The organism is Absicoccus porci, from assembly GCF_003725415.1.
In the GTDB taxonomy this organism is placed as follows: Bacteria; Bacillota_I; Bacilli_A; order Erysipelotrichales; family Erysipelotrichaceae; genus Absicoccus; species Absicoccus porci.
Map to the genome: position 1 here is coordinate 470,956 of NZ_RJQC01000002.1, position 12,076 is coordinate 483,031.

9 protein-coding genes, 1 other RNA gene and 1 other annotated feature are annotated in these 12,076 nt (G+C 35.5%); of the genes, 8 read left to right on the plus strand and 2 right to left on the minus strand.

Annotation, left to right across the window (positions count from 1 at the left end):
* Positions 1 to 34: 34 nt before the first annotated feature.
* Both rpmH and EDX97_RS07130 read right to left on the minus strand, forming a co-directional pair.
* The gene (gene rpmH / locus EDX97_RS07125; protein WP_128520466.1) at positions 35 to 169 is read right to left on the minus strand and encodes a 50S ribosomal protein L34; all 135 of its coding nucleotides are present in this window, start codon (positions 167 to 169) and stop codon (positions 35 to 37) included.
* A gap of 85 nt (positions 170 to 254) precedes the next feature.
* Positions 255 to 1,469, minus strand: coding sequence for a peptidoglycan bridge formation glycyltransferase FemA/FemB family protein (locus EDX97_RS07130; RefSeq protein WP_128520467.1), 1,215 nt, complete (start codon positions 1,467 to 1,469; stop codon positions 255 to 257).
* A gap of 407 nt (positions 1,470 to 1,876) precedes the next feature.
* Between EDX97_RS07130 and dnaA the strand changes: the two genes are divergently transcribed.
* The 8 genes from dnaA (at position 1,877) to ffs (ending at position 12,074) form a co-directional block, all read left to right on the plus strand.
* On the plus strand, positions 1,877 to 3,217 hold the full coding sequence (dnaA, locus tag EDX97_RS07135; protein WP_128520468.1) for a chromosomal replication initiator protein DnaA: 1,341 nt from the start codon (positions 1,877 to 1,879) through the stop codon (positions 3,215 to 3,217).
* Positions 3,218 to 3,353: 136 nt separating this feature from the next.
* Complete coding sequence (dnaN, locus tag EDX97_RS07140; RefSeq protein ID WP_128520469.1) at positions 3,354 to 4,475, plus strand: DNA polymerase III subunit beta; 1,122 nt, start codon at positions 3,354 to 3,356, stop codon at positions 4,473 to 4,475.
* A gap of 100 nt (positions 4,476 to 4,575) precedes the next feature.
* On the plus strand, positions 4,576 to 4,779 hold the full coding sequence (yaaA, locus tag EDX97_RS07145; RefSeq protein ID WP_128520470.1) for a S4 domain-containing protein YaaA: 204 nt from the start codon (positions 4,576 to 4,578) through the stop codon (positions 4,777 to 4,779).
* Positions 4,776 to 5,870: a DNA replication/repair protein RecF gene (gene recF / locus EDX97_RS07150; protein ID WP_128520471.1), complete on the plus strand. Its 1,095-nt coding sequence runs from the start codon at positions 4,776 to 4,778 to the stop codon at positions 5,868 to 5,870. The genes yaaA and recF overlap by 4 nt, the downstream gene beginning before the upstream one ends.
* Positions 5,867 to 7,834, plus strand: a complete 1,968-nt coding sequence (gene gyrB, locus EDX97_RS07155) for a DNA topoisomerase (ATP-hydrolyzing) subunit B (RefSeq protein WP_128520472.1) — start codon at positions 5,867 to 5,869, stop codon at positions 7,832 to 7,834. Before recF ends, gyrB begins: the two co-directional genes overlap by 4 nt.
* Before the next feature lie 10 nt (positions 7,835 to 7,844).
* Positions 7,845 to 10,325 (plus strand): DNA gyrase subunit A, encoded by a 2,481-nt coding sequence (gene gyrA, locus EDX97_RS07160; RefSeq protein WP_128520473.1) that lies wholly within the window; start codon positions 7,845 to 7,847, stop codon positions 10,323 to 10,325.
* A gap of 66 nt (positions 10,326 to 10,391) precedes the next feature.
* Positions 10,392 to 10,593, plus strand: a binding site (T-box leader).
* Positions 10,594 to 10,633: 40 nt separating this feature from the next.
* The gene (gene serS, locus EDX97_RS07165) at positions 10,634 to 11,914 is read left to right on the plus strand and encodes a serine--tRNA ligase (RefSeq protein ID WP_128520474.1); all 1,281 of its coding nucleotides are present in this window, start codon (positions 10,634 to 10,636) and stop codon (positions 11,912 to 11,914) included.
* 74 nt (positions 11,915 to 11,988) lie between these two features.
* Positions 11,989 to 12,074: signal recognition particle sRNA small type (gene ffs, locus EDX97_RS07170), an RNA gene on the plus strand.
* Positions 12,075 to 12,076 lie beyond the last annotated feature (2 nt).

The window sequence follows — 12,076 nt, forward strand, 5'->3', positions numbered from 1 at the left end:
ATCCAGACAAAAAAATCACCAGTCTTGGTGATTTCTATGCGGATAATACCTTTCTACCTTTTGCTCTTCTGCTAGAAAGAACTTTACGACCACCTTTGGTTGCCATTCTTGCACGGAAACCATGCGTTCTTTGATGTTTCTTCTTACTTGGCTGATATGTTCTCTTCATATTTCACACCCCTCAGTCTATATTCACTTTTTTCAAATAAGATTGCAGTACATTATAAGCATAATTTATTTCTAAAGTCAATAAATTATTGCTCTTTCGCACGAGATTTCGCTATTGTATATGCTTTTTCACTCAATTTGAATAGTGGTTTATTCACGGGTAAATCAAATTCACCAATAAATTCATTAATATGCGGATGATAAATTTCTTTAAAATCAACTAATCCGCCACTTAAATTGCCTTCAATACCACCCATATTACTTTGTTTACATCCTTGATCAAAACAGCGTTGCATTGTTTCATACCAAGTTAAATATGGCCCCATTAAACGTTTAAATTGATCATTCATACCAGCATATAGTATTTCTGCCGTTTTTCCATATATAATAGTTAATGTACCGCATATACAAACTATATCTCCATATTTTTTTTGATCTTCACTATATTGTGTAATTTTCTTTTCCAAGGATACTTTTAATTCTTCCAATGTGAACCGTTTCTTTTTCGCATTTTCTGGACAATTCTTTAAATCCTCCATACATTTTTTATATCGTTCTTGTGATTTTTTTAAGTTATCAACAATTGAAAAATATCCTAAAGTAATAAAAGCATTGTCCTTATATATATCTAATAATTCTTGAAAATATTTTTTTGAACGCAACTGAATCCCTTTTCGTTTTTCAGTACATTTCATCACATCTACAAAGTCATCCAATAATTCTATTTGTCCAAAACGAACCTGCAATTCATTTTTTTGGGCAATTTTGAGATTCTTTTTTCCTTTTTTTGTTAATTGATCTTTTCCAAAATCCGTGTAATATTCCACCATATGAAATCGTGGCTGTACGGTAGATGTAAAATCTTGCGTAAATCCATGATGAACAGTTCCAATTTTTTGAATATTTTTAAATTTCGTTTCATAAGATATTGTATTTTTTTCTTCATCTAAATGATGGCTAGAAATCAAAATAGCTGGATCAAACTTGATAAATAAACAATGACGTTTTTTCGCAATGCGTTTTAATTCTTGAAAATAATATCCCACTAATCGTTCATTCTCATAATCTAAGATCGGACCACGAGGAATATAGAACATGGTTCTATGAAGAGGTAACTTTCGAATCAAGACCAAACCGGTTGCTACTAATTTTTGATGATCATAGACACCTGTATATATATGATCCCAATTATTTTTTACGTTTGCCCAATCATAACTCTGTAACAAGTTACATAATGGATGTTTTTTCACAAATGTATCGTATTCATCTTTCGGGATGTTTGTTTCGAATTGATATGCCATACAAATCCTTCTTTCTTTCGTATGTTCTATTATGGTACAGATTTCCTTCTAGAATCAAGTCTATTATACAAAAGTTTTCCCCATTTTATGGGGATTTTCTTTTTCATTTTTCCTCACTTTTCTTCGTATTCCTCTTTTTTTCCTGTTCTTATCCTCTCTTTTTTGAATGAATTTTGTTTGTTTGTATTTTCCCGGGGAAAATGTGGATAACTTTAAATATCCCTTTATATATCGCATAATTTAAGCTATTTTATTCCCCATACCGCATACTTTTCCCCAATGGTTTTCCCCGTTTTCCCCATTTTATCCACCTTTGTTTTATTTTTCCCCATTTATATGTTTTCCTCGGACGAGGATAACTTTTATAGCTATACCTTCCCTTTCTATTTTCGTGTATAATAAAACGTATGAATCAATATGAAACGTTATGGAAAGAAACATTAGAAGCAATAAAAAACAATTTTAATCCAGATACTTTTTCTTGGATTTGTAAAACAAGTTTATTTCGTATTGAAGATGGTATGGCATATGTGTCATATCGCTCTGTCATTACGAAAAACATTATGTCCGATGCCAATACCAAGGATTTATTCGAACAATATTTAAGTGAAATGTGGGGAGAGCCTGTCCATATTCAATTAATGCATTATCGTGAAGTCGAAAAAATGATGCCCGAAGAAATTGTTCAACGACGTACGAAAGAATTGGTACAGACAAAATTCAATGCAGATTATACCTTTGAAAACTTTGTACAGGGAAAATCCAATCAAGGTGCGTATGCTGCTTGTTTTCATTGCTGTGTTGAAGACTCACATACCTTTAATCCTATTTTGATTTATGGTAATTCCGGATTAGGAAAAACCCATCTTCTACATGCGATTGGTAACTATCTTCAAAAAGAACGGCCTGAAAAAAAAGTGTTTTATGCCTATAGTGGTGATTTGGTTTCCATTTTGATTGATGCGATGAAAACCCACAATGTGCAATCCAATACTGTAGAAATGGTCCAAGCCCAACTTATTGATAATGACTACTTCTTGATCGATGATATTCAAAATTTGACGCAATCGAGTTCACAAGAAATCTTTTTTAAAGTCTACAATTCTTTAATTGCGAAAGGTGCACAAATTGTGATCACCAGTGATATGCATCCAAATGAACTAGAAGGCATTCAAAATCGTTTAATTTCTCGTTTTAATAATGGCTTACCTATTAATATATTGAAACCAGAATTTGATACGAGTCGGGCTATCTTACGTAAAAAGTTAGAAGGCTATGAAGAAGCTTGTCAAATCAATGATGAGACGATTGATTTCTTAGCGCATAAATTTTCAGATGATGTACGTAAACTAGAAGGAAGCTTACGTACTTTGGTTTTCAATGCCACATTGGAAAATGTCGATGTGATCGATTTACCCTTTGCACAACGTGTATTATCTGGGCAATTGATCGTCGCGAAACCGAATAAATTAACGCCAAAACAAATCAAGAAAGTAGTAACAAAATTTTATGGACTTTCTTATAATGAAGTAGAAGGAAAATCACGACAAAAAAAATTAGTCAACGCGCGTCATATGATCGTCTATCTTTGTCATGAAACATTGGGTACATCTTGGACGCAAATTGGTCAGGAATTAGGTAATCGTGATCATTCCACTATTAAATCGTCGTATGATCGAGCGATTAAGTTATTAAAAACGGATACTGCTTTTCAAATTGCCATGAATAAAATCAAAGATTCCCTCTAATTTTTTTCCCTGGTTTTCCATAGTTGAAAATGGGCTGAATAAACGATAAACATCGTTATTTGGCAAAAGTTATCCCCGTTTTCCCCAGGTTATTGTTAATCAATAAACATATATAGTAATAAAGGAGATTCAAATTATGAAATTTACTATTGATCGAAAATATTTTTATAATCAATTGTCCATTGTATCGCGAGCTATTAGTTCTTTTTCGCCTTTACCTGCTTTATCTGGTATTTGTATTAATGTACAGGATGATCATATTGTATTAACGGGTAGTGATTCGAATATTTCAATACGTTCACATATATATAAAGGAGAAGAAAATCAACTTCAAATCGCATCTACGGGTTCTATCGTATTAGAATCTCGTTATTTATTGGAAATTATTCATAAGATTGAATCAACCATCGTAGAATTGGAAGTTATGGACTTTGAATTGGTTCGTATCACAAGTACCAATGGTAAATTTAATTTAAATGGTATGGAAGCGAGTCAATATCCAAACATTGATTTTGATCAACCGTCCAATATGATTGAATTATCAAAGTATACGTTATCGCAAATTGTATCGCAAACCGCATTTGCTTGTAGCGAAAATGATCAGCGTCCCGTATTGAGTGGTGTGAATTTTGCTGCCAAAGATGGCTATCTTTATTGTTCAGGTACTGATTCGTATCGTTTGGCAAGAAAAACCATTACTTTAAATGAGAATGCTAATTTTAATATCACGATTCCAAGCAAGTCGTTACAAGAAGTTGTTCGTTCCCTTTCAGAAGATATTGACAAGGTCCAACTATATATTGATTCAAAGAAAGCCCAATTTGTGTTTGGTAAGACCATTTTCCAAACAAGATTATTGGATGGTACTTTCCCTAGTGTTGAAAAAATTATTCCTACATCTTCAGTAGCTTCCATGGTTGTGGATGCGCATGAATTGGCTAGTGTTATCGATCGTACCAATTTTATTCGTAATGACAAAGTGCATTTGGTTAAATTGGAATGTAGTCCAGAAATTGTTCGAATCAAGACCAATTCCACAGAAATTGGTAGTAGTGATGAAGTATTAACGGATTGTATGTACAAAGGTGATAATTTAACATTAACTTGTAATGGTAGTTATATCTTGGATGCTATTCGTGCATTAAGTGGATCCAAAGTTGATCTAGAATTTTCAGGAGATATGAGGCCAATTCGTATCTTAAATCCAGAAGATGATTCCATTGTCATCGTGGTCGTTCCAGTGCGTAGCTATGATTAAAAGGCCGATTTCGGCCTTTTTTTTATGCTATGTAGGGAGGGTCAATATAGTAAACAAATGCGTATTATGGTATAATAAGACAGTGAAAAGGGGTATTTTCATGCATTTTACATTAGAAAATGAATATATTACACTTTCTCAATTACTTAAGGCTTGTGATGTATTACCATCTGGAGGCATGGTCAAAGCCTATTTGGCAGATCATTACGTATTGGTCAATGGCGAAAAAGAAAATCGTCGAGGTCGAAAACTATATGCCAATGATGTCGTGGAAATCGATGACAAGAGGATCTTGATCCAATGAATCTGCAAAAACTAGAACTTGTTCATTTTCGAAATTATGAAAGAAGTTCTTATCAGTTTGAGCCTGCTTGTGTGCATTGTTTATATGGCAATAATGCGCAAGGTAAAACTAATATCATTGAGGCTATCTATTTTTTAAGTCATTTACGTTCTTTTCGCACATCCCATATCGATAGTTTGACCATGCATCAAAAAGAATGGATGAGTATTTCTGCTTGGATTGAATCGCATGGTCACAATGAACAATTGAAAATCGTTGTTTCCCAAAAGAAAAAACATTTATTTGTTTATCAAGATCCGGTCCGACGATATTCTGATTTCATTGGAAAAGTCAATGCCATCTTGTTTTGTCCGGATGATATGCTTTTATTTCAACAATCGCCACGTTCTCGGCGTCGTTTTATTGATATGGAACTCATGAAATTATCACATACATATACGGCGACGTTATCTCATTTTCAATCCCTATTGAAACAAAGAAATCGGCTATTAAAACAAGATGTTTTGGATGATCTTTTATTGAATACATTAACGGAACAGATGATTCAAGATGAAGAAATCATCATTTCACAACGGGCGAAGTTTGTGAAGGAATGGATGGATCAGTCACGTTCTCTATATCCTTTTTTTTCGGAACAGAAAGAAAGAATCGATGCACATTACCAAACGTTTGTGAAATGGGATCATCTACAGGAAAATCTAAAGATGGCCTATGAAAAAAGTTTAGAAAGAGATAAACAATATCGACAAACGACATTTGGTATCCATAAAGATGACATAGTTTTTCTATTGAATGAAAAACCTCTGCATGAAGTGGGATCACAAGGACAAAAGCGTAGTTTTTTATTAGCGATGAAGCTAGGTCTGGCCCAAATTATTTATGAAAAGACCCAACAATATCCGATTTTATTATTGGATGATGTTTTTAGTGAATTGGATCCCATTCGCCAAAAACAATTGATCCAACATTTACCGCAGTCGATGCAAGTATTTATCACATCTACGGAACCTATCGATAAACATTGGTTTGGTAATCGTTCGGTTCGTTTTTATCATATTGAAGACGGTGCTCTTCGGGAGGTACAACCATGAGTCAGGAAGAATTAAAACAAGAGATTTTAGAATTCGATCAGTTAGAGAATGAAGCAACTTCGGTCGATCATTCCTATACAGCTGATGATATTCAAGTATTGGAAGGACTAGAAGCTGTTCGTTTACGTCCGGGTATGTATATTGGATCAACGAGTGCAAGAGGACTTCATCATCTTGTCTGGGAAATTGTTGATAATGGTATCGATGAAGCATTGGCCGGTTTTGCGAATAAGATCGATGTCACCATTGAACCCGATGATGTGATTGCGGTTCGTGATAATGGTCGAGGCATGCCTGTGGGCATTCATGAAAAAACAGGTGTGAGTGCTGTAGAAACCATTCTTACCGTATTACATGCGGGTGGTAAATTTGGTGGCGGTGCCTACAAGGTATCTGGTGGACTTCATGGTGTTGGTGCTTCAGTTGTCAATGCATTAAGTTCTTGGATGGAAGTAACCGTCTATCAGAATGGTAAGATCTATTTTATTCGTTTTGAAAATGGTGGTCATACAGTTGCACCATTAAAAGAAATTGGTACAACGAATGAAACGGGTACTTTAGTTCGTTTTAAAGCCGATCCAACTATTTTTAAAGAAACAACATCCTATGATTTTGAAACATTGAATTCTCGTTTGCGTCAATTGGCCTTTTTAAATAAGGGGATTCGCTTAACGTTGACAGATCTTCGCGAGCAAGAGCCAGTCAAAGAGAATTATTATTATGAAGGTGGCATCATTGAATATGTTCGTTTTATCAATCGTAATAAAACGCCAATTACCGATGATGTAATTTATTGTGAAGGATTAGTAGATGGTATATTAGCTGAAGTTGCATTGCAGTATAATGAAGGATATCAATCGAACATTTATTCGTTCTGTAATAATATTCATACACATGAGGGTGGTTATCATGAAGATGGTTTCCGTTTGGCTTTAACGCGTGAAATCAATAAATATGCACTCGATCATAACATTTTAAAAAAGGATGAAAAATTATCACAGGATGATGTCAAAGAAGGTTTGGTTTGTATCATTTCGGTAAAACATCCAAATCCACAATATGAAGGACAAACAAAAACGAAATTAGGAAACTCCGAAGTACGTAAAATTGTATCCAGTATTGTTGGTAAACAATTACAGCGTTATTTCTTAGAAAATCCAGATCAAGCAAAAAAGATTGTCGATAAGGCAACGCTTGCTTCAAAAGCACGTATGGCAGCAAAGAAAGCACGTGAATTAACGCGTCGTAAGAGTGCATTGGATGGTATTTCGAGTTTACCAGGTAAATTAACGGATTGTTCAAGCAAAGATGCCAGTGAATGTGAAATCTATATTGTCGAGGGTAATTCGGCCGGTGGATCGGCCAAACAAGGTCGTGATGCGAAGACGCAGGCTATCTTACCTTTGCGTGGAAAAATCATCAATGTCGAAAAAGCGAGAGAACATCGGATTTTCGATAATGCCGAAATTCGTTCGATGATCACCGCTTTTGGTTGTGGTATCAAAGATGAAGTGGATCTTTCCAAGCTTCGCTATCACAAGATCATTATTATGACCGATGCCGATGTGGATGGTGCGCATATTGCTACATTGATGTTAACGTTCTTATATCGATATATGCGTCCTGTTATTGAGGGTGGATATGTTTATATTGCACAGCCACCTCTATATAAGGTGCAAAAAGGTAAAAAGATCGTCTATGCCTATAAAGAACAAGAGATGAATCAAATTCGTGCAGAATTGAAGGATGGCTATAAAGTACAACGATACAAAGGATTAGGAGAAATGGATGCGGAACAGTTATGGGAAACAACCATGGATCCAAAACATCGAATCTTAAAGCGTGTAACGATTGATGATGCCGAATATGCAGATAGCACGTTTGAATTGTTGATGGGTGAAGAAGTCGATCCACGTCGTGAATTTATTCAAGAAAACGCAGTCTATGCGAACTTAGATTACTAGGAGGAATGGTATGGCTGAAGAGTTAACAAACAATATCAATGACAACAACAATAATGATGATCAACAATATGATGTTGTCGAAGAAGTTGAAATTTCTCGAGAAGTTCGTGAAGACTTTTTGGATTATTCCATGTCGGTCATTGTCCAACGTGCCTTGCCCGATGTACGAGATGGTTTAAAACCAGTGCATCGTCGTATTCTATATGCGATGAATCAATTGGGGATATCTTCGAGCGTAGCACATAAGAAAAGTGCTCGTATCGTTGGTGAGGTCATTGGTAAGTATCATCCACATGGAGATGTAGCTGTGTATGATGCGATGGTTCGTATGGCCCAAGATTTCTCGTATCGTTATCCATTGGTCGATGGACATGGTAACTTTGGTTCCCTTGATGGTGATGGAGCCGCTGCCATGCGTTATACCGAAGCACGTATGTCCAAGATTGCGATGGAAATGGTTCGTGACATTAATAAGGATATCGTCGATTTTGTGGAGAATTATGATGGCGAAGAAAAAGAACCTTTGGTCTTGCCTTCTCGTTTTCCTAATATTTTAGTCAATGGTTCGATGGGTATTGCGGTTGGTATGGCAACGAATATGCCAACCCATAATTTAGGTGAAGTCATTCAAGCTATTTTTGCTGTCATGGATGATCCAGATATTACTGTACCTGAATTAATGGAATACTTAAAAGGACCAGACTTCCCTACGGGTGGTATCATTCTCGGTCGTAAGGGCATTCGTAAAGCGTATGAAACAGGACGTGGTACGATCTATATTCGTTCGAAATATCGTGTCAATGAGTTAAGCAATGGTAAGAAACAAGTCATTTTCTATGAAATTCCATATGGTGTCAATAAAGCCAATTTAATTTCAAAAATGGCTAGTTTGATCAATGAAAAAGAAATTCAGGGTGTTACCTATTTAAATGATGAATCGAATCGAGAAGGTATTCGAATTGTCATGGAATTGAAAAAAGATGTACAAGAAGATGTGATCTTAAATCAATTGTTCCGTTTGACACCGTTACAATCAAGCTATGGCATTAATATGTTAGCTTTGGAAAATGGTCGACCTCGTCAATTGCCAATCAAACAAATTATTAATGATTATATTGATTTTCAAGTAGAAGTCATTGAACGAAAAACGCGTTTTGATTTAAAGAAAGCCGAAGATCGAGCTCACATTTTGGAAGGATTCCGCATTGCCTTGGATCAATTGGATGCGGTCATTCATACGATTCGTTCTTCTCATAAAGATGAAGCGGGATTGAATGCCGAGTTATGTGAAAAGTTTGGTTTTGATGAAATTCAAGCCAAAGCGATATTAGCGATGCAACTTCGTCGTTTATCCGGTTTGGAACGCGATAAGATCGAGAATGAATATCAAGATTTATTGACAAAAATTGCGGACTACAAAGATATCTTAGCGAATCATTCTCGTGTGCTTCAAATCATTCGTGATGATCTGAAAGAAATTGCGGAAAAATATGGCGATGAAAGACGAACCGAAATTATGGATTCTTATGTCGATATGGATGATGAAGATTTAATTCCAAAAGAAGATGTTATTGTCTTATTGACGAATTCTGGTTACATCAAACGAATGCCAGTGGATACATATCATGCTCAAAATCGTGGTGGTCGTGGTATCAAATCACTTACATTAAATGAAGAAGATGATATTGATACGATGATTGCGATGAATACTCATGATTATTTGATGTTGTTTACGGATAAAGGTCGTGTATATCGATTAAAGGGTTACAATGTTCCAAACGCATCGAGAACGTCAAAGGGATTACCAATTGTGAATTTAATTCAATTGGAAAAAGATGAACATGTAACTAGTTTATTAGGAATACCACAAGAAAATGAATATAAATATTTATTGTTTGTCACAAAAGATGGTGTAGTAAAACGAACAGCATTATCTGAATTTGATCGAATCAATAAGAATGGTAAGATTGCCATCAGTTTAAAAGAAGATGATTTATTGTTCTTTGTGAAACCAACAACAGGTCATGATGAAGTCTTATTGGCTTCTTCCAATGGTCGCGCTATCCATTTTATGGAAGATCAAGTTCGTGTCATGGGTCGTAGTGCTGGTGGTGTTCGTGGTATGCAGATTGATGATGGTATCGTTGTCGGAGCTGCATTGAATACAGAAGGTGACACCTTACTGGTTGTATCGGAAAATGGATATGGCAAGCGCAGCAAGATATCGGATTATCGTATGACTTCACGTGGTAAAAAGGGTGTAACAACCATGAATATCACAGAAAAGACAGGTCAATTAAAAGTAGCACGAGCAGTGCGTGGTGACGAAGATGCGATGATCGTATCGAGCAGTGGTATCATGATTCGTATTGCAGTCAAAGATATTGGTATTTACTCACGAAATACGCAAGGTGTTCGTTTGATTCATTTAACGGAAGATGCGAAAGTCATGCGTATGACATTGGTCGATCATGAAGAAGAGGAAGAATAGGATTTGAACTTCAAATCCTATTTTTTTCATATTGCGAAATGAAGCAAAGAATGTTATAAAGATAGAGACAAAACTTTGATAAGGAAGAGTAATTTGGATTGATTGATAGAGACGATATGGTTGGTGAAAATATCGAATCAAGAAGAATGAAAAGCACCTTGGAGTGATCGAATGAATCAAGTAATTGGATCCGGTACATACCGTTATCATGTTGAGTGATCTTAGTAATAAGATAAAAAGGGTGGCAACGCGAGACATCGTCCCTTTAGGGGTAAGAGTGTCTCTTTTTTTATGGAAAGGAAGTAAATATGTTAGACATTAAATTTGTACGTGAAAATCCGGATGTTGTGAAGGAAAACATGATGAAGAAATTTGAAGAGCATAAAGTTCATCTTGTGAATGAAGTTTTACAGGAGGACAAAGAACTTCGTCAGGCCCAACAACATGCCGATGATCTTCGTTCACAGCGTAAAAAAATTTCGAAACAAATTGGCGCTTTGATCGGACAAGGAAAAAAAGAAGAAGCAGAAGAAGTAAAGGAAAAAGTTAAAAATTTGGCCGATGAATTGGATGCCATAGAAGAAAAAGAAGAAAAATTACGTGAATCGGTTCATAAGAAAATGTTAATGATTCCAAATATCATTGAGGATACCGTTCCTATTGGAAAGGATGATTCGGAAAATGTGGAATTGGAACGTTTTGGTGAACCAAAAGTTCCTGATTATGAAATTCCTTATCATACGGATATCATGGAACGTTTGAATGGTATTGATCTGGATTCAGCACGTAAAGTAGCAGGTAATGGATTCTATTATTTAACAGGTGATATTGCTCGTTTACATTCTGCCGTTTTGAGTTATGCACGTGATTTTATGATTGATCGTGGATTTACTTATGTTATTCCACCATATATGATTCGTTCCAATGTCGTCGATGGTGTTATGTCATTTGAAGAAATGGATGGCATGATGTATAAAATTGAAGGAGAAGATTTGTATTTAATTGGTACTTCTGAACATTCAATGATTGGTCGTTTTATTGATACGATCATTGATGAAAAAGAATTGCCATATACATTGACTTCCTATTCTCCTTGCTTCCGTAAAGAAAAAGGAGCACATGGAATTGAAGAACGTGGTGTGTATCGAATTCATCAATTCGAAAAACAAGAAATGATCGTAGTATGTAAACCAAGTGAAAGTAAAGAATGGTTTAAAAAGTTATATATGAATACGGTAGATTTCTTCCGTACATTAGATATTCCTGTTCGTACATTGGAATGCTGCTCAGGAGACTTAGCGGATTTGAAGTCTAAATCCGTGGATGTAGAAGCTTGGTCCCCTCGTCAAAAGAAATATTTTGAGGTTGGTTCTTGTTCAAACTTAACCGATGCACAAGCACGTCGATTAAAGATTCGTGTTCGTGATGAAGATGGTAATAAATATTTTGCTCATACATTAAATAATACCTGTGTAGCGCCTCCTCGTATGTTGATTGCTTTCTTGGAAAACAACTTACAAGAAGATGGAACTGTATTGATTCCAGAAGCTTTACAACCATATATGGGTGGTAAAAAGAAAATTGGATAATATCCGAGTGGTCATATGAAAATATGACCCTTTTTTCATAGTTGCACTCGATGAATTTCCATGGTACACTAATTTCGCTACTACAATGGTATCTTCTGAATTGGGTCAGGTTGGGAACAAAGCAGCCCTAAGGGAGCTCTATCATGTGTAGTAGTTTTTTTT

Bases quoted from the DNA above. Each gene is read 5' to 3' on its own strand.
- yaaA (WP_128520470.1), top strand. From the start codon at position 4,576: ATGCATTTTACATTAGAAAATGAATATATTACACTTTCTCAATTACTT.
- gyrA (WP_128520473.1), top strand. From the start codon at position 7,845: ATGGCTGAAGAGTTAACAAACAATATCAATGACAACAACAATAATGAT.
- gyrB (WP_128520472.1), top strand. From the start codon at position 5,867: ATGAGTCAGGAAGAATTAAAACAAGAGATTTTAGAATTCGATCAGTTA.
- serS (WP_128520474.1), top strand. From the start codon at position 10,634: ATGTTAGACATTAAATTTGTACGTGAAAATCCGGATGTTGTGAAGGAA.
- dnaN (WP_128520469.1), top strand. From the start codon at position 3,354: ATGAAATTTACTATTGATCGAAAATATTTTTATAATCAATTGTCCATT.
- EDX97_RS07130 (WP_128520467.1), bottom strand. From the start codon at position 1,469: ATGGCATATCAATTCGAAACAAACATCCCGAAAGATGAATACGATACA.
- rpmH (WP_128520466.1), bottom strand. From the start codon at position 169: ATGAAGAGAACATATCAGCCAAGTAAGAAGAAACATCAAAGAACGCAT.
- dnaA (WP_128520468.1), top strand. From the start codon at position 1,877: ATGAATCAATATGAAACGTTATGGAAAGAAACATTAGAAGCAATAAAA.
- recF (WP_128520471.1), top strand. From the start codon at position 4,776: ATGAATCTGCAAAAACTAGAACTTGTTCATTTTCGAAATTATGAAAGA.